Annotated in this window: 20 protein-coding genes; 13 read left to right on the top strand and 7 right to left on the bottom strand. The window is 64.5% G+C overall.

Annotated features, from left to right (window positions below; genetic code table 11):
* Both argC and JQ580_RS05845 read left to right on the top strand, forming a co-directional pair.
* Positions 1-1,047 (top strand): N-acetyl-gamma-glutamyl-phosphate reductase, encoded by a 1,047-nt coding sequence (gene argC / locus JQ580_RS05850; protein ID WP_212278722.1) that lies wholly within the window; start codon positions 1-3, stop codon positions 1,045-1,047.
* Between the two features lie 14 nt (positions 1,048-1,061).
* Positions 1,062-1,682 (top strand): class I SAM-dependent methyltransferase, encoded by a 621-nt coding sequence (locus JQ580_RS05845; RefSeq protein ID WP_212278721.1) that lies wholly within the window; start codon positions 1,062-1,064, stop codon positions 1,680-1,682.
* Here JQ580_RS05845 and JQ580_RS05840 read toward each other — a convergent pair.
* Both JQ580_RS05840 and JQ580_RS05835 read right to left on the bottom strand, forming a co-directional pair.
* Positions 1,669-2,067 (bottom strand): MAPEG family protein, encoded by a 399-nt coding sequence (locus JQ580_RS05840; protein WP_212278720.1) that lies wholly within the window; start codon positions 2,065-2,067, stop codon positions 1,669-1,671. The genes JQ580_RS05845 and JQ580_RS05840 overlap by 14 nt on opposite strands.
* A gap of 64 nt (positions 2,068-2,131) precedes the next feature.
* On the bottom strand, positions 2,132-3,940 hold the full coding sequence (locus JQ580_RS05835; RefSeq protein ID WP_212278719.1) for a PHA/PHB synthase family protein: 1,809 nt from the start codon (positions 3,938-3,940) through the stop codon (positions 2,132-2,134).
* A 253-nt stretch (positions 3,941-4,193) separates the two neighbouring features.
* Between JQ580_RS05835 and JQ580_RS05830 the strand changes: the two genes are divergently transcribed.
* The 5 genes from JQ580_RS05830 (at position 4,194) to JQ580_RS05810 (ending at position 9,154) form a co-directional block, all read left to right on the top strand.
* Complete coding sequence (locus JQ580_RS05830; RefSeq protein WP_212278718.1) at positions 4,194-4,469, top strand: hypothetical protein; 276 nt, start codon at positions 4,194-4,196, stop codon at positions 4,467-4,469.
* 216 nt (positions 4,470-4,685) lie between these two features.
* Positions 4,686-5,906, top strand: coding sequence for an LL-diaminopimelate aminotransferase (locus tag JQ580_RS05825; protein WP_106950845.1), 1,221 nt, complete (start codon positions 4,686-4,688; stop codon positions 5,904-5,906).
* Positions 5,907-5,935: 29 nt separating this feature from the next.
* Complete coding sequence (locus tag JQ580_RS05820) at positions 5,936-7,252, top strand: homoserine dehydrogenase (RefSeq protein ID WP_212278717.1); 1,317 nt, start codon at positions 5,936-5,938, stop codon at positions 7,250-7,252.
* A gap of 94 nt (positions 7,253-7,346) precedes the next feature.
* Entirely contained in the window at positions 7,347-8,348 is a 1,002-nt protein-coding gene (gene glpX, locus JQ580_RS05815) for a class II fructose-bisphosphatase (RefSeq protein WP_212278716.1), read from the top strand.
* A gap of 86 nt (positions 8,349-8,434) precedes the next feature.
* Entirely contained in the window at positions 8,435-9,154 is a 720-nt protein-coding gene (locus tag JQ580_RS05810; RefSeq protein ID WP_212278715.1) for a haloacid dehalogenase type II, read from the top strand.
* Between the two features lie 133 nt (positions 9,155-9,287).
* Here the strand turns inward: JQ580_RS05810 and JQ580_RS05805 are convergent, their stop codons facing one another.
* Entirely contained in the window at positions 9,288-10,271 is a 984-nt protein-coding gene (locus JQ580_RS05805) for an MBL fold metallo-hydrolase (protein WP_212278714.1), read from the bottom strand.
* A 226-nt stretch (positions 10,272-10,497) separates the two neighbouring features.
* Positions 10,498-11,163 (bottom strand): GntR family transcriptional regulator, encoded by a 666-nt coding sequence (locus JQ580_RS05800; protein ID WP_212278713.1) that lies wholly within the window; start codon positions 11,161-11,163, stop codon positions 10,498-10,500.
* A 119-nt stretch (positions 11,164-11,282) separates the two neighbouring features.
* On the opposite strand from JQ580_RS05800, the gene JQ580_RS05795 reads away from it, so the two are divergent.
* The 6 genes from JQ580_RS05795 (at position 11,283) to JQ580_RS05770 (ending at position 17,602) form a co-directional block, all read left to right on the top strand.
* Complete coding sequence (locus tag JQ580_RS05795) at positions 11,283-12,074, top strand: enoyl-CoA hydratase/isomerase family protein (RefSeq protein ID WP_212278712.1); 792 nt, start codon at positions 11,283-11,285, stop codon at positions 12,072-12,074.
* A 9-nt stretch (positions 12,075-12,083) separates the two neighbouring features.
* Positions 12,084-13,343 carry a CaiB/BaiF CoA transferase family protein gene (locus tag JQ580_RS05790; protein ID WP_212278711.1) on the top strand — a complete coding sequence of 420 codons (1,260 nt, stop codon included), beginning with the start codon at positions 12,084-12,086 and terminating at the stop codon, positions 13,341-13,343.
* A 52-nt stretch (positions 13,344-13,395) separates the two neighbouring features.
* Entirely contained in the window at positions 13,396-14,388 is a 993-nt protein-coding gene (locus JQ580_RS05785; RefSeq protein WP_212278710.1) for a Bug family tripartite tricarboxylate transporter substrate binding protein, read from the top strand.
* 174 nt (positions 14,389-14,562) lie between these two features.
* Complete coding sequence (locus tag JQ580_RS05780) at positions 14,563-15,045, top strand: tripartite tricarboxylate transporter TctB family protein (protein ID WP_212278709.1); 483 nt, start codon at positions 14,563-14,565, stop codon at positions 15,043-15,045.
* 11 nt (positions 15,046-15,056) lie between these two features.
* Entirely contained in the window at positions 15,057-16,595 is a 1,539-nt protein-coding gene (locus JQ580_RS05775; RefSeq protein WP_212278708.1) for a tripartite tricarboxylate transporter permease, read from the top strand.
* Positions 16,592-17,602, top strand: coding sequence for a 4-hydroxythreonine-4-phosphate dehydrogenase PdxA (locus tag JQ580_RS05770; RefSeq protein ID WP_212278707.1), 1,011 nt, complete (start codon positions 16,592-16,594; stop codon positions 17,600-17,602). Before JQ580_RS05775 ends, JQ580_RS05770 begins: the two co-directional genes overlap by 4 nt.
* 3 nt (positions 17,603-17,605) lie before the next feature.
* Here JQ580_RS05770 and JQ580_RS05765 read toward each other — a convergent pair whose 3' ends face one another.
* The 3 genes from JQ580_RS05765 to JQ580_RS05755 form a co-directional block, all read right to left on the bottom strand.
* A complete protein-coding gene (locus tag JQ580_RS05765) occupies positions 17,606-18,022 on the bottom strand; it encodes a cupin domain-containing protein (RefSeq protein WP_212278706.1) in 417 nt (138 codons plus the stop codon).
* Between the two features lie 40 nt (positions 18,023-18,062).
* Entirely contained in the window at positions 18,063-18,806 is a 744-nt protein-coding gene (locus JQ580_RS05760; RefSeq protein WP_212278705.1) for an SDR family oxidoreductase, read from the bottom strand.
* Positions 18,807-19,171: 365 nt separating this feature from the next.
* A complete protein-coding gene (locus JQ580_RS05755; RefSeq protein WP_212278704.1) occupies positions 19,172-20,248 on the bottom strand; it encodes a methyl-accepting chemotaxis protein in 1,077 nt (358 codons plus the stop codon).
* Positions 20,249-20,264 lie beyond the last annotated feature (16 nt).

Below are 20,264 nucleotides of genomic sequence, written 5' to 3'. Positions count from 1 at the left end.
ATGAGCACGAAGAAGATCGGCATTCTCGGCGCCTCCGGCTACACCGGCGCCGACGCGGTGCGCCTGTTGGCGCGGCATCCGAATGCCGAGATCACCGTACTCACGGCCAATACCCACGCCGGCAAAGCCATGAGCGAGGTGTTTCCGCATTTCTTCATGCTGGACCTGCCTCAACTTGTGGAATGGGAAAAAGTCGACTGGAGCCGGCTCGATGCCGTGTTCTGCGGACTGCCCCACGGGACCACGCAGGAGATCATCGCCGCGGTGCTCAAGGCAAATCCGGCGATCAAGGTCCTCGACATGTCCGCCGATTTCAGGCTGCGGGACAAGAACACCTATGCGCAATGGTACGGCCATGAGCATCGGGCGCTCGAGCTGCAGGGCGAGGCGGTCTATGGTCTCACCGAATTCTATCGCGAGAAAATCACGTCGGCGCGGCTGGTGGCCTGTCCTGGCTGCTACCCAACGGCGGCGCTGCTCGCGCTAGTCCCGCTTGCGAAGGCCAGACTGATCGACGTCGACGACATCGTCATCGACGCGAAATCGGGCGTGACAGGCGCCGGACGTGGATTGAAACAGAACACGTTGTTCAGCGAGGCGGGCGAGGGGCTTTCGCCCTATTCGGTCGGCACCCACCGGCATGCGCCCGAGATCGAGCAGGAGATCGGCGTCGCCGCCGGCTCTGCGGTGACGGTGAACTTCACGCCGCATCTGATCCCGATGGCGCGCGGCGAACTCTGTACGTCCTATGTCAAGCTCAATGGCGCGACGCCCGACGATTTGCGGGCCGCGCTCGAGCGGGCCTACGTCAACGAACCCTTCGTGCATGTCGCGAAAAAGGGCGTGCTGCCGCAGACGCAGAATGTACGCGGTTCCAACTATGTGCAGATCGGTGTCGTCGCCGACCGCATCAAGAACCGGGCGATCGTGATTTCAACGCTCGATAATCTGGTGAAGGGCTCGGCCGGGCAGGCGATCCAGAACATGAACCTGATGTTCGGGCTGCCAGAGACGACGGGCCTGGAGCAGATCGCGCTGTTTCCATGACACGAGGTCCTGCGGTGGACGATGCGACCCTGCAATTCTATCGGATCAACGCCCGGTCCTACGCGGATTGGGCGAAGGCGCCCTCGACGCGGCTGCGTGGCTTTCTGTCCCTGCTGCCGCCAGGCGGCGCGATCCTCGAACTCGGCTGCGGCGCCGGCAACCACTCGGCGGTGATGCTGGCCGAGGGATTTTCGGTGCGTGCGACCGATGGCTCCCCCGAAATGGCCGAGATCGCCTCGCAGCGGCTCGGTCATCCGGTCGAGGCGATGCGGTTCGACCAGCTTGAGGCGCACGAGGCCTATGACGGCGTCTGGGCCAGCGCCTGTCTGCTGCACGTGCCGCGCGACGAACTCGCCGGCATCCTGGCGCGGATTCATCGCGCCCTGAAACCGTCAGGCGTGTTCTATGCGAGCTACAAGATGGGCGAGAGCGACGGCCGCGACAGCCTCGGTCGCTATTACAGCTATGTCTCGCCAGAGTGGCTGGAAGCAACCTATGCCAGCGCGGGTCCGTGGATCACGCTGTCATCCGAAACCAGCGTGATCAAGAGCTTCGACGAGACGCCAGCCAACATGCTGAATCTCGTCGTGCGAAAGGCCTTATCTTCACCAGATGTGAAGCCTAAAGCACCTTGAAAATCGCCAAAGCCAGCACGGCCTGCGCGAGGAAGCCGACGGTGAAGGCCAGCGTGCGGAACACCGGAATTCCGAGCGCGTAGACGATCAGATGCGCGACGCGCGACCAGAAATAGACGGCGCAGGCGAGCACGGTCCATTTCGAGGAATAGTCGATCGCGTTGAGGATCAGCACCAGCGGCGCAAAGAGCACGAGGTTCTCGACCGCGTTGTCGTGCGCGAACATCAGGCGGTTTGCCCACTCCGATTGCGGCTTGTCACCACGCGAGGGGTTGGCCATGGCGCCTGAGAGACCGCGGACCTGGCACCGGTTGATGGTGTAGGGAATCCAGAGGACTCCGGTCAGGATCACCGTCAGTGTCAGCCAGAACAATTCGCGCGTCATGGTTCGATTCCCTCTATCGTCGCTGCGTTGAGCGCGAGTCTATACAAAAGCGTGGAAGATTCCGCTATGCGCGGACCCTGACATAGCTGCCGGGCGCGTCCTCGATCGGCGGCATCGCCTCGCTGCCGACGGGGCGCGCCGGGACTTCTTCCGGATCGAGCTCGCCGAGCCACTGGCGCCAGTCCGGCCACCAAGAGCCCTTGTGCTCGACCGCGCCCTTCATCCACTCGGCGACGCTCACGTCCTTGATGTTGTCGTTGGTCCAGTACTGGTACTTGTGCGAGGCAGGCGGATTGACCACGCCGGCGATGTGGCCCGAGCCCGACAGCACGTATTTCACGGGGCCGCCGAAGAACTGCGAACCGTAGAGCACCGATTCAGCGGGCGCGATGTGGTCCTCGCGGGTGGCGAGATTGTAGACGGGCACCTTGACCTTGGAGAGATCGAGCAGCGTGTTGTCCAGCACCATTGTGCCGGTGGAGAGCCGGTTCTCCAGATAGCAATTGCGCAGATAGTAGGAATGGTTCGACGCGGTCATGCGTGTCGCGTCCGAGTTCCAGTGCAGCAGGTCGAATGCGCTCGGCTGCTGTCCCTTCAGATAGTTGCTGACGACGTAGGACCAGATCAGGTCGTTGGAGCGCAGCATGTTGAAGGCCATCGCCATCTTCGAACCTTCGAGGACGCCGGCGGCCTTCATGTCCTGCTCGAGCGCCGAGATCTGCTCCTCGTCGACGAACACCAGGAGATCGCCGGCATGGCTGAAGTCGACCTGCGCCGCGAAGAACGTCGCCGACGCCACCCGCTGGCGGCGCTTCTCCGCGAGCCAGGCCAGCGTGGTCGCGAGCATTGTGCCACCAACGCAATAGCCGGCAGTGTGCACCTTCATCTCGCCGGTGACCTTCTCGATCACGTCCATCGCCGTGAGCGGACCTTGCTTCATGTAGTCTTCCCAGCTCTTGTTGCCGAGCCGCTTGTCGGGATTGACCCATGAGATCACGAACACGGTGATGCCCTGGTCGACGCACCACTTGATGTAGGACTTCTCCGGCTTGAGATCGAGGATGTAGAACTTGTTGATCCAGGGCGGCACGATCAGGAGCGGGGTGCGCAGCACCGTCTCCGTGGTCGGTGAATACTGGATCAGTTGCATCAACTCGTTCTGGTAGATCACCTTGCCCGGCGTCGTCGCCATGTTGACGCCGACCACGAGATTGTCCGGATCGGATTGGCGGATCTTCAGCATGCCCTTGCCGGCGGCGATATCCTCGGCCAGCATCTTCAGGCCGCGCGCAAGGTTTTCGCCGCTGCTGGCCACGGTCTCGCGCAGCACTTCCGGATTGGTTAGCACGAAGTTCGAGGGCGACAGCGCGTTGGTGAGCTGTTGCATGTAGAACTCCGCCTTGCGGCGGGTCTGCGGATCGAGCCCCTCGGCGTCGTGCACCAGCTGCTGCGCCCATTTGGTCGTGAGCAGATAGAGCTGCATCACGAAATCGAAGAACTGGTTCGATTTCCATTCCGGGTCGGCAAAGCGCTTGTCACGCGGCGAGGGCGCGATCGCCGGCGCTGCGTCCTGGCCGGCCATGCGGCGCGCCGCCGAACCCCAGAGGTCGAGATAGTCCTTGGCGAGCTTGATCTGCAGATCGGAGGAGCGGGACGTATCCGACAGCCAGTATTCGGCAACCGACGTGAAGGTCTTCACGACCTCGGTGAGCTCGGCCGGCGGCCGATCCTGCACCTCGCCGCTCTCGCGCGGCTTCAGATAGGCGGCAAGCGCCTTGCCGCCGTTCTCCATCGCCCGCGCGACATTCATCGCGAAGGCTTCCGCATCGAACTTCGTCTCGGGTTTGGGCGTATCGGTCGTGGCCATACTCATGAGCAGAACAGTAACGATTCATTCCGTATTCGTCACCGCGAAGCTCGCATGTTTGACGTTAAACCCTCTCGAAGATGTGTTGCACTGCGACAAATCTTCTCGGTTCCGTCACATTCGGGCCGCACGGCTCGGTTTGTTGGGCAATGGCTGTTTTCAAGCTCGCAACATTTGGGCAGCAATGGTTTGAGCTTGGGCGCGGTCTTGGGTAAGATTGCCCGGGGCCGTGCTTTGGGACGAGTAGGGGATTTCCCAAGTGTTGGCGTTATGGGACCTGCAAAAGACGCTGCCGATCCGCGGCGCGCTGCTGATCGCGGCGCTCGCCGTCGGCGGCTGCTCGAGCCAGCTCGCGGATATGACGCCCTCGGATGCGCAGGCGCATCCGAGGGAGCCCGGCTCCTATCTGCCGGTGCACGATCTGCCGCCCGATCGCGATCAGGCGGTCATCACGCCGGAGCAGCGCGCCAAGATCGAGGCTGAGCTCGCTGCCGCGCGTGACCGGCAGGCGGCCGCCGGCAAGGATCCGAAATGAGCCGCTCCAAGGTAATCGCTGGCGCCCCCGCCTTGCCGTGCTAAAAGACCACGGTTCAGCCGAGAGTCAGGGCTAACGACTTCAGTCTTCGTCGTCGATGATTGCTCTAAGCATTTGATTTTGAGTAATTTTCACGACGAGAGTGGACGCTTTTCCGAATTGCCGTCCCGGCTTGTCGATTCTGTCCTGACCGGTTGCCCCGGAGCCCAGAGAGCCATGGAAGAATTTTACCGCATCCGCCGCCTTCCGCCCTATGTGTTCGAGCAGGTCAATCGGGCCAAGGCGGCCGCGCGGAATGCCGGCGCCGACATCATCGATCTCGGCATGGGCAACCCGGACCTGCCGGCACCTGCGCATGTGCTGGAGAAGCTGAAGGAGACGCTGGGCAAGCCGCGCACCGACCGCTACTCCGCGTCCCGAGGGATCAACGGCCTGCGCAAGGCCCAGGCCGGCTACTACGCCCGCCGCTTCGGCGTGAAGCTCAACCCGGACACCCAGGTCGTGGCAACGCTGGGCTCCAAGGAAGGCTTTGCCAACGTGGCGCAGGCGATCACCGCGCCCGGCGACGTCATCCTCTGTCCGAACCCGAGCTATCCGATTCACGCCTTCGGCTTTTTGATGGCGGGCGGCGTGATCCGCTCGGTGCCCTCCGAGCCGACGCCGCAGTTCTTCGAGGCCGCAGAGCGTGCGATCGTGCATTCGATCCCGAAGCCGCTGGCGCTCGTCGTCTGCTATCCTTCGAACCCGACCGCCTATGTGGCAAGCCTCGATTTCTACAAGGACCTCGTTGCGTTCGCGAAGAAGCACGAGATCCTGATCCTGTCCGACCTCGCTTATGCCGAGGTCTATTTCGACGAGAACAACCCGCCGCCCTCGGTGCTCCAGGTGCCCGGTGCGATGGACGTGGCCGTCGAGTTCACCTCGATGTCCAAGACCTATTCGATGGCCGGCTGGCGCATGGGTTTTGCGGTCGGCAATGAGCGCGTGATCGCAGCCCTTGCCCGCGTCAAATCCTACCTCGACTACGGCGCCTTCACGCCGGTGCAGGTCGCGGCGACCGCCGCACTGAACGGCCCCGACGATTGCATCAAGGAGATGCGCGACACCTACCGCAAGCGCCGCGATGCGCTGGTGGAATCGTTCGGCCGCGCCGGCTGGGAGATTCCGCCGCCGGAGGCCTCGATGTTCGCCTGGGTGCCACTGCCGGAAGCCTTCCGCAGCGTTGGCAGCATGCAATTCGCAACCCTGATGGTGGAGAAATCCGGTGTCGCGGTCTCGCCCGGCGTCGGCTTCGGCGAGCATGGTGAAGGATATGTCCGCATCGCCATGGTGGAAAACGAGCAACGGATCAGGCAGGCCGCGCGCGGCGTGCGACGCTTCCTTGAAAGCGGCATCGAAACGTTGCACAACGTCGTTCCGCTCGCCAATCGGCGTTAAGTTCTCTTCGGCAGGTTTTCTTAGTCATCATGGTTGCACCCCTGAAAGTGGGCATAGCGGGGCTCGGCACCGTGGGCGCCGAAGTTGTCCGTTTGATTGAAGCGCAGGCCCGCGTGCTCGCCGGCCGCAGCGGCCGCGGCATCCGCGTCGTCGCGGTCACCGCGCGCTCGAAGGCGAAGAAGCGCGGCATCGACCTGCGCGGCGTCGAATGGGTCAGGGATCCCATGGCTCTGGCCACCCATCCCGGCATCGACTGCTTCGTCGAGCTGATGGGCGGCGCCGGCGATCCCGCGCTGTCGGCGGTCGAGGCTGCGCTCAGCGCCGGCAAGTCGGTGGTCACCGCCAACAAGGCGCTGCTCGCCAAGCACGGTTTGAAGCTGGCGAAGGCCGCTGAAAAGCACGGCGGTGCGCTGAATTACGAGGCAGCCGTCGGCGCCGCGATTCCCGTCATCAAAACGTTACGCGAGGGTCTTGCCGGAACCGGCATCAACCGCGTCTACGGCATCCTCAACGGCACCTGCAATTACATCCTGACACGCATGGAGCAGGAGGGCCTGTCCTTCGCCGAATGCCTCGCGGATGCGCAGCGGCTCGGTTATGCCGAGGCCAACCCGTCCTTCGACGTCGACGGCCACGACACCGCGCAGAAGCTCGCCATTCTCGCCAGCCTCGCCTTCGGCACGAAAGTTGCTCAAAGCGCGGTGTATGTCGAAGGCATCTCCTCCATCGCGCCGGAAGATCTGCGTGCGGCCGCCGATCTCGGCTACCGCCTCAAGCTGCTCGGCGTTGCGGTGCGCACCGCCAAGGGCATCGAGCAGCGCGTGCACCCGACGATGGTGCCGAAGTCCTCCTCGATCGCGCAGGTGATGGGCGTCACCAATGCGGTCACGATCGACGGCGAGGGCATTCCGCCGATCACGCTGGTCGGCCCCGGCGCCGGTGGTGCTGCGACCGCATCCGCCGTCGTTGCCGACATCGCCGACGTCGCGCGCGGCATCCGCGCCAACCCGTTCGGCCGGCCCATCTCGCAACTGCGCGACACCAAGAAGGCGCCGATGGAGCGGCACGAGGGCGGCTATTACATCCGCCTGCTGGCGCGCGATTTCCCCGGCACTGCGGCCGCGATCGCGACGCGGCTTGCCGAGCAGAAGATTTCGATCGAGTCGATCGTGCAGCGCCATCCCAATGGCGGCGCTGCGCCAGCCGACGGCAAGGCGGTCCCCGTGCCGGTCATCCTGATCACCTATGCCACGCACGAAGACGCCGTGCGCCGTGCGCTCGCCGCCGTGCAGAAGGACAAGGTGATCAGCGGACGGCCGCAGGTGATCCGGATCGAGAAGAACTAGAGCGTGACCAGACGAGCGGTTCGAACGAACCGTAGGTGTTGAGAGTTGATGCGGGCAGAGATGTCCGTCCCAAACGTTTCGAAGGAGTGAGCCGATGTCGACCCATATTTCAGTCCCCCCGCAAGCGTTGCTCGAGCGCATCCTCACGCTGGAGATCGTGCGCGTGACGGAGCGGGCGGCGGTGTCGTCGGCGCGCCTGCGCGGGCACGGTAACGAGAAAGCGGCCGATCAGGCTGCGGTGGATGCGATGCGCCGCGAACTCAACAAGCTCCCGATCGAGGGCACCATCGTGATCGGCGAGGGCGAGCGCGACGAGGCGCCGATGCTCTTCATCGGCGAGAAGGTCGGCATGAACGCCGGCCCGCAGGTCGACATCGCGGTCGATCCGCTCGAAGGCACCACGCTGTGCGCCAAGAACATGCCGGGCTCGATTGCCACCATGGCAATGGCCGACGGCGGCACGCTGCTGCATGCGCCCGACGTCTACATGCAGAAGCTTGCGATCGGGCCGGGCTACGACAAGGGCGTCGTCGATCTCGATGCAACGCCGGCCGACAACGTTCGCCGTCTCGCCAAGGCCAAGGGCGTCCAGCCCGACGGCATCACCGTGCTCGTGCTCGATCGTCCGCGCCATGCCAGCATCATCGAGAGCGTGCGCTCGACCGGCGCTGCCGTGCGCCTGATCACCGACGGCGACGTCGCCGGCGTGATTCACTGCGCCGATCCCGACAACACCGGCGTGGACATGTATCTCGGCACCGGTGGCGCGCCGGAAGGCGTGCTGGCGGCCGTGGCGCTGCGCTGCATCGGCGGCCAGATGCAGTGCCGCCTGATCCTCGATTCCGGAGAGAAGATCGAGCGCGCCGCCAAGATGGGCGTCAACGATCCCAAGATGATCTACGGCATCGAGGACATGGCGCGCGGCGACTGCCTGTTCGCCGCCACCGGCGTCACCACGGGCTCGCTGCTGTCGGGCGTCAAGTTCCGCAAGGACGGCGTGATCGAGACCGAGACGGTGGTGATGCGCTCCGTCACCGGCACCGTGCGCTACATCAAGGCCGAGCACCGCGAGCTTGCGAAGTTCCATCTAGACTAAGTTAAGATACGCGACCCTCGTTCCGGGCCTGCGCTTCGCGGCGCAACCCGGGACGACCAAGAACAAGCAACATTCAGGGAAGCGCCATGTCCGATCTCTCCGCCGTCAGAGCCCTTGTCTTCGACGTGTTCGGCACCGTCGTGGACTGGCGCACCAGCCTGATCACCGACTTCATGTGGTGGGCCAAGGGACGCGGCATCAGCGCCGACTGGACTGCTCTGGTCGATGGCTGGCGCGGCATGTACATGGCCTCGATGGACGATGTGCGCAAACATCCAGAGCGCGGCTACGTCATGCTGGATGATCTGCACCGCCGCTCGCTGGAAAAGCTGGTCGCGCAGTTCGCGATCAAGGGCCTCACCGAGGCCGATCTCGATTATCTCACCAAGGGCTGGCACCGCCTCAATCCCTGGCCGGACAGCGTCGCGGGCCTGACGCGGCTGAAGACGAAATTCGTGATCGCGCCGCTCTCCAACGGCAACGTCGCGCTGCTCACCAACATGGCGAAGTTTGCGGGGCTTCCGTGGGACCTCATCATGTCGGCCGAGCTGTTCGAGCACTACAAGCCCGATCCCGAGACCTATCTCGGCGCAGCAAAGCTGCTCTGCCTCAAGCCGGAGGAGGTCATGATGGTCGCCGCCCACAACGGCGATCTCGCGGCCGCCCAGAAGAACGGGCTGAAGACCGCCTTCGTGGCGCGGCCGACGGAGTACGGTCCGTTGCAGAAAGTCGATTTCGAGGCGACCGGCAGCTGGGACATCGTCGCGAGGGATTTTGGCGGGATCGCCGACAAGCTCGGCTGCTGATGTCGGACCGCTTGGTCGGCGCTGAATCCTGTGAAAGCCAGAATGCGGCCGGCAGCCGCGCGCGCTGGCAGAGCCCGCGGAGTAGCAAGCAACGACCCGGGCGGCGCGTGCGCCACCCGGGGTTGATCTCGACCTACAACGTCATCTGCATCGGTTCGGGATAATAGTGGAAGCCTTCACCGGCCTTGGCGACGTGGCCGTAGCCCGGCCAGGCGAAGTGATAGGACATCACCGGCGTCTTGTTGGCTGCGAGCATCGTCAGCAGTTTGACGCGCGACTCGGCTGCCTGCTTGGGGTCGGTGTCGTAGGAGAACTCCATGCGCGGCCGCTCGAGCAGGAGCACGGAATGGTGCGAGAGGTCGCCCAGGAAGGCGAACGATTTGCCGGCCGAAGAGACCATGAAGATGGTGTGGCCGACGGTATGGCCGGGCGCGGAGATCGCCTGCACGCCGGGCAGGAATTCCTCGCCGTCCTTGAAGAACTTGATCCGATCGCGGACCGGCAGCAGGTTCTTGCGGGCGTGAACGACGAAGTCCTTGGCCGCACTGCCGAGCTTGCCTTCATCGGTCCAGAAGTCGAAATCGGTCTGCGAGATGTAGATCTGGGCGTTCGGAAACAGCGGCTTGTCGTTGGCATCCACGATGCCGCCGATGTGGTCGATATGGGCATGCGAGCAGACCACGGCGTCGATGTCCTCCGGTTTGATCCCGGCCTCCATCATGCTCTTCTGTTGCCGCCCGGTGCTCGCGCCGAACATCTTCGAGGAGCCCATGCCGGTGTCGAACAGGATCAGCTTGTCACCGGTGTTCACGATCGGCGAGTTCTGTTCGAGCACGACGTTGTCCGGCGACAGGAAATTGTCCGCCAGCATCTTCTTGACCTCTTCCTTGGGAACACCGGTGAAGGTTCCGGAGGGATCGCCAAGCGGCAGCGGCCCGTCGGAGACGACGGTGACCTCGGCATCGCCGAGGACGAAGCGGTGCCAGTACGGCGTCTGGGTGCCGAGCTTGGGAGCCCGCGCCAATGCGCTGGTGCCGAGCATGGCGCTGGCACCAAGGCCGGCTCCAAGGCTGGCTCCAAGTGCAAGTAGGGATCGACGGGAGACATCGATTGTCATGCATTTCCTCCGCTTTTGTCTTTTGTTTTGCGCGATTGTTCGCGCGTTGGGGCCGGCCTGATCGGCCACGCGGCCGCGGCCCGGCAGAAAAGTATGCTGCTCCGGCCGCGACAAGCTAGCAAGTGGAATTAGTGCGCAGATTCACGCCGGCCGAGAACCGTCTGCGGCAGCGGGACGGCCGCGTGTGGAGACGCTCTGCGCCCGCACAGACGACGCGAATTGCGCCTCACGCAATTTTCAGCGTGAGATCGCCTCCTTCCGTCTCGGCAAAGCCCGCCTGCAACACCTCTTCGCGCTTGTGGCGGAGATGCGCGCGCAGAATATGAGAGAGGCCGGCGCCGTCGCGACGCTGGAGCGCGTTCAGGATGGCGTCATGCTCCTTCACGGCGAGCGCCCAGCGCTGCGGCGTCATTGGCGTGACGTAGCGCGCCCGACGGATGCGGGCAGTCACGGACGTATACAGGCCCGCGAGCACGGGGTTCCCGGCCGCGCTGACGATGGCTTCGTGAATGGCGCGGTTGCCGCGATAATACTGGATCAGATCGCCGTCGCGATAATGCTGCACCATGGCCGCATGCGCGGCGGCGATCGCGTCGATCTCGGCATCCGTGATGCGCTCGCAGGCGAGCTCGCCGGCGAGGGCTTCAAGCCCCTGGCAGACCTCGAACAGGTCGCGCATGTCCTTGTCGGTCAGTTTTGCCGCGCGCGAGCCGCGATGCGGCAACAGCTGCACGAGTCCTTCCGCGGCCAGCACCTTGAGCGCCTCGCGCAGCGGCGTGCGCGAGATCTCCAGCCGCTCGCACAGCTCGCGCTCCGGGATTCGCGCGCCCGGCGGGATTTCGCCGTCGAGCAGGATGGCGCGGATGCGGCTGACAACGTCCTCGTGAAGCATGGGGCCCGCGCTCCGGTTTGAATGCAAAAATGGGTCAGGCGATCGCTGTTCGCCAAGTTCCAGCTTGCTAATCGCAAATTTTGCATTCAAAAATGTAAAAAACAAGAGGATCTGAGGAAATGGACCGGGCGGTAGCGGCAGACGACCTCGTTTTTGAATGCAAAGACGGCATCGGGCGGATCACCTTCAACCGCCCGCAGGCCCGCAACGCCTTCACTTTCGCCATGTACGAGCGGCTCGCCGCGATCTGCGAAGAGGCCAATAGCGATCATGCGATCAAGGTGCTGGTCCTGCGCGGGGCCGGCGACAAGGCGTTCGCCGCGGGCACCGACATCAACCAGTTCCGGGAGTTCAAATCGCCGCAGGACGCGATCGATTACGAGAAGCGTATCGATCGGGTCCTGACCACGCTCGAACAGTGCCGGGTGCCGACCATCGCTGCGATCAACGGGTTCTGCACCGGCGGGGGCGCCGGCATCGCCGCAGCCTGCGACCTGCGCATCGGCACACGCAGCGCCCAGATCGGATTCCCGATCGCCCGGACGCTCGGCAATTGCCTGTCGATGTCCAATGTCGGCCGTCTCACCGCACTCATCGGCGCCGCGCGCGTCAAGGACCTGATCTTCACCGCACGCCTGATCGACGCCGCGCAGGCGGCGAGCATAGGGCTGCTTGGTGAGGTCGTCGAAGATCTGGCTGCACTGGAGCGGCGCGCCGACGAAGTGGCCCGGCTCGTCGCCGGTCATGCGCCGCTGACGCTGAATGCGACCAAGCAGGCGGTCGGCCGGCTGCAACAGCGGCTGACGGACGAAGGCGAGGACCTCATCCTGATGTGCTACACGAGCCAGGATTTTCGCGAAGGGCTCGATGCTTTCCTCAACAAGCGCGCCCCGCAATGGCGCGGCCAATAGGACGCTCCGATGCAAAGCGATCGAACGCAATCCACCTCCCGCCGTTCGGGGCCTCTTGCCGGCCTCAGGGTCGTCGACCTCACCCATGTCATGGCGGGGCCGACCTGCACCCTGATGCTCGCCGACATGGGCGCCGACGTCATCAAGATCGAGAAATCGCCGAACGGCGACGACACCCGTCATTCGGTGCCGCCGAAGATCGGCGATGAGGCGGCCTCCTTCCTGATGATGAACCGCAACAAGCGCGGCATCGTGCTGGATCTCAAGACCGAGGGCGGCAAGCAGGTGTTGCGGCGGCTGATCGCGGACGCCGACGTGCTGGTCGAGAATTTTGCGCCGGGCGCGATGGAGCGCCTCGGCTTCGGTTACGAGACGCTGCACCAGCAATTCCCGGCGCTGATCTACTGCTCGCTGTCGGGCTTCGGCCGCACCGGTCCCTACAAGCATCGCCGCGGCTTCGACCTTGTGGCGCAGGCGATGAGCGGCATCATGAGCTTCACCGGCGAACGCCCCGACGGTCCGCCCGTCAAATGCGGCCCGCCGCTGTCCGACATTACCGCCGGCCTGCTCGCCAGCATGGGCATCCTCGCGGCCTATGCGCACCGGCTCAAGACCGGGGAAGGGCAGTGGGTCGAGACCTCGCTCTATGAGGCCGCCCTGGTGCAAACCTATTGGCAGTCGACCATCGCGCTCGCCGCGGGCACGGCGCCGCGCGCGATGGGCTCGGCCCATCCGCTCAATGCGCCGTATCAGGCGTTTGAAGCCTCGGACGGCTGGCTCGTGGTCGGAGGCGCCAACAAGAAGCATTGGCTGTTGATGCTGGAAGCACTCGGGGCAAGTGAACTCGCCGCCGATCCGCGTTTCGTCAATGGCGCCGACCGTATGGCCAATCTGAAGGAGTTGGAAGCGGTCCTGAGCGAGCGCTTCCGGACCCGGTCGCGAGCGCATTGGCTTGCGGCATTGGACGAGAAGGGCGTGCCGTGCGGACCCGTGCACGACATGCTGGAGGCGCTGAGCGATCCCCAGACGCTGGCGCGCGAGATGGTCGTCGAGGTCGAGCATTCCACGCTGGGCCCGGTCAAGACGATCGGTCTTCCCGTCAAGTTTTCGGAGACCCCAGGCAAAGTGCTGACGGGCGCCCCGGTCTATGGTGAGCATACGCGCGAGGTCCTGGCCGAATACGGGTTCGACCAGAAGCAGATCGAGGCGCTCGAAAAAGAAGGCGCAATTGTCTTGGGCTCGGGAAGACGCGAGGAACGCGTCGCCTGACCGGACGTCGATACGACAACGATAAAAGACAAAAAATCAGCTGGAGGAAATTATGGGTCGGACGTCGATATTTCTGCTCTCCGCAGCCGCAACGATGCTCGCCGGCACGCTGCCGGCGCTGAGCGCCTGGCAACCGCAAAAGCCGATCGAATTCGTCGCCACCGCCGGGCCCGGCGGCGGGACGGACAACCTCGCGCGTGCGGTGCAGAACATCATCACCAAGCACAAGCTGATTGAGCAGCCGATCGTCGTCGTCAACAAGGGCGGCGGCAGCGGCGCCGAAGGCTATGTCTACGGCAAGGCTTCCGCCGGCGATCCCTACAAGGTGATCTTCGGCACCTCGAACGCCTGGCAGCAACCGCTCGTCTCCAAGGTCGCCTTCAACTACACCGATCTCACGCCCGTGGCGGCGATGGCGCAGGATGAGTTCCTGCTCTGGGTCAAGCAGGACGCGCCCTACAAGAATGCGGGCGACTATCTGAAGGCCGCAGCATCCGGCGAGTTCAAGATGGGCGGCGCGCAGTCGAAGGATACCGACGAGGTCCTGACGCGCATGATCGAGAAGGCCGGCAAGGTCAAGCTGACCTACATTCCCTTCAAGAGCGGCGCGGAGACCGCCGTGCAGCTCGCCGGCGGACACCTCGATTCCCACGTCAACAATCCCAGCGAAAGCCTCGGGCAATGGCGCGGCGGCACGCAGCGGCCGCTCTGCGTTTTCAGCCCGAAGCGGTTGCCGCAGGGCGCCAAGGTGACCGCGACCGAAGGCTGGGGCGACGTTCCGACCTGCGTCGAGCAGGGGCTCGACATCAAGCAATACGAGCAGCCGCGCACCGTGTGGCTGCCCGGCAAGGTCACGCCGGACCAGGCCGCGTTCTATGTCGACCTCATGAAGAAGGTGCAGGCGACGCCCGAGTGGAAGGACTACATCGAGAAGACCTCCCAGGTCGATACCTTCCTGACCGGCGCCGAGTTCGACAAATTCATCAAGGAGGATCTCGAGCACGTCAAGCAGGTCGCAGGCGAGCAGGGCTGGCTGGTGAAGTGAGGCGGCGCATGGGCTTCGATCGCGCAGCCGACTGCAGCCCTGGTCCTCATCCTGAGGAGCCCGCCGGAGGCGGGCGTCTCGAAGGATGGCAGCGGATGCGATGTCGCCTGGAGCCGTCCTTCGAGACCCGCGCCAAGCGCAGGCCTCAAGACGACTATTTCCCCGGAGCTGCCCATGATCTCACGCCGCGCGCTTGAACTTGCGACTGCCGTCCTCACCGGCGGCTTTGGTGTCGCCGTCGTGGTCCAAAGCCTCGACAACGGCGTCGGCTGGTCGAGCGCGGGCGTCGATGCCGGCACGTTCCCACTCCTGACCGGCACCATCATCGTGCTCGGGAGCCTCTACAACCTGGTGCGGGGCGTGTTGCCGGTTGCATCGCTGGCCAATGTCCCCGTCGCGATCACGCGGATAGAATTGAGCCGGCTTGCAGGTCTGTTCGTTCCGGCCGCGATCTTCGTGGCCGCGATCCCGCTCGCGGGGATGTACGTCGCCTCGGCGCTGTATGTCTTCGCGGTGCTGGCGATCCCGCGGCATCAATCGGTGCCGCGCGCGCTGGTGATGGCGGCGGCGACGGCGCTCGCGCTCTACGTGGTGTTCGAGCGCATGTTCCAGGTCAGCTTGCCACACGGCGCGCTCGCCGCCGCACTCGGCTTCTGAGGGCGGGTCCGATGGACAATCTCGGAGAACTCCTGCACGGCTTCAGCATCGCGGTCACCGTGCCGCATCTGGTGCTGATGGTCGTCGGCGTGCTGCTCGGCATTCTCGTTGGTGTGCTGCCGGGATTGGGCGCGCCCAACGGGGTGTCGCTGCTGTTGCCGCTGACCTTCGGCATGCAGCCGGTGTCGGCGATCATCCTGCTCTCCAGCATGTATTGGGGCGCGTTGTTCGGCGGCTCCGTCACCTCGATCCTGTTCAACATTCCGGGCGAGCCGTCGTCGGTCGCGACCACCTTCGACGGCTATCCGATGGCGCGTGACGGAAGGCCGACCACGGCGCTCGCGACCGCCTTCGGCTCGGCGGCCTTCGGCGCGCTGGTCGGCGTCATCCTGATCACCTTCCTGGCGTCCTGGGTGGCGCAGGTCGCGCTCGCCTTCGGGCCGGCGGAATACTTTGCGGTCTATTTCCTGGCCTTCGCCAGCTTCGTCGGCATGGGCGGCGCCGCACCCATCAAGACGGTCGTGGCGCTCGCGATCGGGTTTTCGATCGCCGCGATCGGCATCGACACCGTCTCCGGCAGCGTCCGCCTCACCATGGGCGTCGATGAACTCGTCAAGGGCGTGAGCTTCGTCGTCGCGGTCATGGGCCTGTTCGGGATCGGCGAGCTGCTGGTCGCGGTCGAAGAGGAATTCCATGCCCGCGCGGTGTCCTCGAAGATCGACTGGCGCGAAGTGTTCCGCGCGGTCGGCCGCCTGCCGAGGCATAGCGTTGCCTTGCTGCGCAGCGCCGCCATCGGCTGCTGGATGGGGATCACGCCGGGGGGCCCGACTGCGGCATCCTTCATGAGCTACGGCATTGCCCGCCGCTTCTCGCGTCGTGGCCGCCATTTCGGCACCGGAGAAGTCGAAGGCATCATCTCGCCGGAGACGGCCGATCACGCCGCCGGCACCAGTGCGCTGTTGCCGATGCTTTCGCTCGGCATTCCCGGCTCGGCGACCGCAGCCGTCATGATGGGCGGGCTGATGATCTGGGGCCTCAATCCCGGGCCGATGCTGTTCGTCGACCAGAAGGATTTCGTGTGGGGCCTGATCGCCTCGATGTATGTCGGCAATATCGTCGCCGTCGCTTTGGTGCTGCTGACTGTCCCGGTCTTCGCAGCCCTGATGCGGATTCCCTTCGTGGTGATCGCCCCGCTGATCGTGATCATCTGCGTCGTCGGCGCCTATTCGGTGTCGAACTCCTATCTCGACGTCGTCATGATGCTCGGCTTTGGAATCGTCGGCTATCTCTTCAAGAAGCTGTTCTATCCGCTGGCGCCGCTCGTGCTCGCCATCGTCATCGGCGACAAGGCCGAAGATGCCTTTCGGCAGTCCATGCTGATGTCGAAGGGATCGCTCGGCATCTTCTTTGCCAACAAGCTTGTGACATGCCTGATCGTGGCCGGCATCGCGCTCTTGCTGCTGCCGCTCGTGCTGCAGCTCGCACGTCTCTGGCGCAAGCCCGCAGCCCCCGCGACCGCGCCGACCGCCCAGGAGAAGGTGATCATATGACCGCAAAGCCGCTGATTGCACTGGCCATGGGAGATCCTGCCGGCATCAGCCCTGAGCTGACGGCGAAACTGGTGGCGCAGGACGACATCCGCGCGAGTTGCCGGCTCGTCGTGATCGGCGACCGCCGCATCTTCGAGGAGGGGGCGCGCATTGCCGGTGTCAAGCCGGCGCTGAAGATGGTGGAGCAGGGGGCCGATCTTCGAGCGGCGGAGGAAGACTCGTCGTTTCTCGATCTTGGTCACCTCGATCCCAAACAGGTCGAGCCGAAGACCGCATCGCTGGCCGGCGGCGAATTCGCGCTGGCGAACTACCGGCATGCGCTCGAACTCGGCCGCGACGGCCGTGTCGACGCGGTCTGCTTCACCCCCTTCAACAAGCAGGCGATGCGGCTCGCCCGTGCGGAGTACGACGACGAGATCGCGTTTTCGGCCGAAGTGGTCGGGCTCAAGACGCCGGCAAGCGAATTCAACGTGCTGGACCGGCTGTGGAACGCGCGCGTCACCTCCCACATCCCGCTGCGGGACGTCGCTGCCAAGCTGACCAGCGAACGCATCCATCGTGCGCTTGAGCTGACCAATGCCTGCATGCGCAACGCCGGCTTCGCGCGGCCGCGCATCGCAGTCGCTGGCTTGAATCCGCACGCGGGCGATGGCGGCAATTTCGGCCGTGAGGAGATCGATATCATCGCGCCCGTGGTCGCGGCCGGCCAGCGCGAGGGCATCGCGGCGGAAGGACCGTTTCCCGCCGACACCGTGTTTCTGCGCGCCAAGGGCGGTGCCTTCGATGCGGTGCTGACGATGTATCACGACCAGGGCCAGATCGCGATGAAGCTGATGGGCTTCGATCGTGGCGTCACCTTGCTCGGCGGCTTTCCGTTCCCGATCTGCACGCCCGCACACGGCACCGCCTACGACATCGCAGGGCAGGGCATCGCGTCGATCGGCGCCGGCCGTGCGGCGGTGTTGCTTGCGGCGGAGATGGCGGCGGCCGGCACGCGCCGTGGATGAGCACTATTTCGCAATCGGCGTCGTCAACTCCTTGTCCGTCGTGTCCACCACGAACACGGCCAGCAGTTTGGCAGGCTCGGTGGCGCTGGCATTCGCGCTGATGCCGTGGCGGTCACCGGGGTGTTCGGCAAAGTTTTCTCCCTTGTGAAAGACCTTGGCGGGGCCGTCATTGACCTGACTGCGGATCGCGCCTTCCAGCACCGTGGCGTAGATGAAAGCGGAAGGCGCGTGGATGTGGGCCGGCGACGAGCCTCCTGGACCGTACTCGACCAGCACGCCCTTCATGCTCTTGCCGGGAACGTTGGGCAGTGCCTGGTCGAAGACGACCGTGACTTTCGCCAATGGCGCTGCCGGCTCGGCTGCGTGGACCGGCAGCAATGATGCGGCATAAATCGCTGTCGCGATCAGCAATCTGCGCATGGGATCTCCTTATCTGCGGTGGGTTTCGTGATTGCCGATCTCAGAGGCCAGCGAGCCATGTTGCGAGCTTCGTTGGTCCGAGGCGTGCCTCGCCGAGCGGGACCAGCGATGTGTCGTCAATCGGGCCGCCGTAATAGGGCGCCTTCGGGTCTCCGACCACGGGACGGGCGTCGCCCGACGCCTTCAGGCGGCGTGCGATGAAGTCATTGAAGGGGGCCTTCTCGGAGCCTGCGATGTCGATCGTGCCGTTGAGCGGCGTCCCGGTTGCGACCTCCGCGAGGCGAGCGACGACGTCGTCGGCGGCGATCGGCTGAAACGAGGCCGAGGGAACGACGATCCTGCCGTCGATCGCACCCATGTCGGCGATAGCGCCGAGGAATTCGAAGAATTGGGTGGCGCGCACGATCGAGTAGGGGACCGAGGATGACTTGACGATTGTTTCCTGGGCAAGCTTGGCACGGAAGTATGCGTTGTCGGGCGACCGTTCGGTTCCGACGATCGACAGGACCACGTGATGCTTCACGGCGGCGGCGGCTTCTGCCGCCACCAAATTCCTGCTCGACCGCGCGAAGAAGTCGAGCACGGCGGCGGGCTCCCACGATGGCGCATTGGCGACGTCGACGACGACATCCGCGCCTGTCAGAGCCGCGGCGAGACCATCCCCGGTCACGGCATCGACGCCTGATTTCGGTGAAGCTGCCACAGCCTCATGGCCTTGCTGCCTGAGCCGCGCCACGAGCTTGGACCCGATCAATCCGGTTCCGCCGATCACGACGATCTTCATGGGCTGTCTCCTTGCTATGTGACGTGCGCGAGAGATGGCCAATGCCAGTGCGAATTCGCGCGCTCACGTCGATGAACGTGATGCGAAGCGACTCTAGTCGAACAAGGGCGCCGGGCTCTTGCCCGTAACGGGCGCGGCTTGCCGGAAAATGCTTCAGAAGCCGGGGTGTGATTTCACAAAGCCGCTAGGGGGCATTCCCTCGTGCCGCAACACATTCTGCGAAGATCGCAGCCTGCCAATGTTTTGCCCGTCGTGTCAAAATTTCCGGGGGAAAGGCGAAAAAATTCAAATGAAAAAGCTAGTAAAAACAATCCTCTAGCTACTGTGCATGGGGTTGTTTTCGCATTTTTAGCGAGTCTGCCGCATCACGCACCGCAGACGATCACGCCATACCAGCCGAGGCCGCGATAAGTCTCGTAGCCGGGCGTCGCATGGAAGGCGATCAGCCCACCGGTGCGGTCGTGGTAGAAGCCCGATCGCTGACCGTTCAGCGAGATCGAGATGCGCTCGCTGAGGATGCCCTGGCCGTCGGACGCCGCGATCACGCGGAAATTCGAATCGACCAGCAGAACGCGGGCCTTGTCGCTGTCGCCGACGCGCACACCCTGCACGATGGCGCGGGCCTGCGGCTCCCAGTCGAAATGGATGGCGAGCACGCCGATCGGCGCGCCGTTGGCCTGGCCGCCGGCGCGGACACTGGCGCAATAGGTCGCCACTTGTGCGTTGCCGAGCAACGGCTGGTTCTCGACGTCGCCGGCAACGTAGTCGTCACCGGAGCGCAAGGTCTTCGCCTCGCGAAACCATTTGGTGTGGGCGACGTTCTGGCCGACGACTCGGAAGCGGTCGGCACGGCCGTTGGCGATGACGTTGCCGTCGAGGTCGCAGAGCCAGAGGTCGAGATAGACGGTGTAGGCCCCGAGGATCACGCCCAGGCGCTGCGAGGCGTGCGAGACGGCCTCAGCGCCGGGCGAGGCGGCGCAATCGACCACCGCGGAATCGGTCGCCCACCAGCGTACGTCGCAGGTGCGCTCATAGAGGTTGCGGTCGATCAGTTCGATTGCGTTCAGCGACAGATCCATCATGCGTTCGCCGCGCGAACGCTGGCTCATGCGCTCGATCGACGAGACGAGATCGCCGGTCCGCTTCGTCAATTGGCTTTCGAGTTCGCGGGCGATGGTCTCGACCTGCTGGCCGACGCCGCGGACCTCTTGCGCCACCACCGCAAAGCCCGCGCCTTGCGCGCCGGCGCGCGAGCTTTCGATCAGCGCGTTCAGCGCCAGCATCTTCATTTGGTTGGTGATCTGCTGGATCGACTTGGTCTTGTCGACCGCGATCTGGTTGACCTCCGCAGTCAGGCGGTTGATCAGCGCGGAAATGTCGGAATCGTCCTCAGCGGGTTCGGGGGCGATCGGCTTGGCCTTCAGACCCAGCGCAGCAGACATCGGGGACTTCCCTTGG

Origin of the sequence: Bradyrhizobium sp. SZCCT0148 (assembly GCF_018129985.1) — a bacterium.
GTDB lineage: Bacteria > Pseudomonadota > Alphaproteobacteria > Rhizobiales > Xanthobacteraceae > Bradyrhizobium > Bradyrhizobium japonicum_H.
The sequence above is the reverse complement of the archived record's forward strand: the minus strand, read 5'-3'. Positions and strand labels throughout refer to the sequence as shown.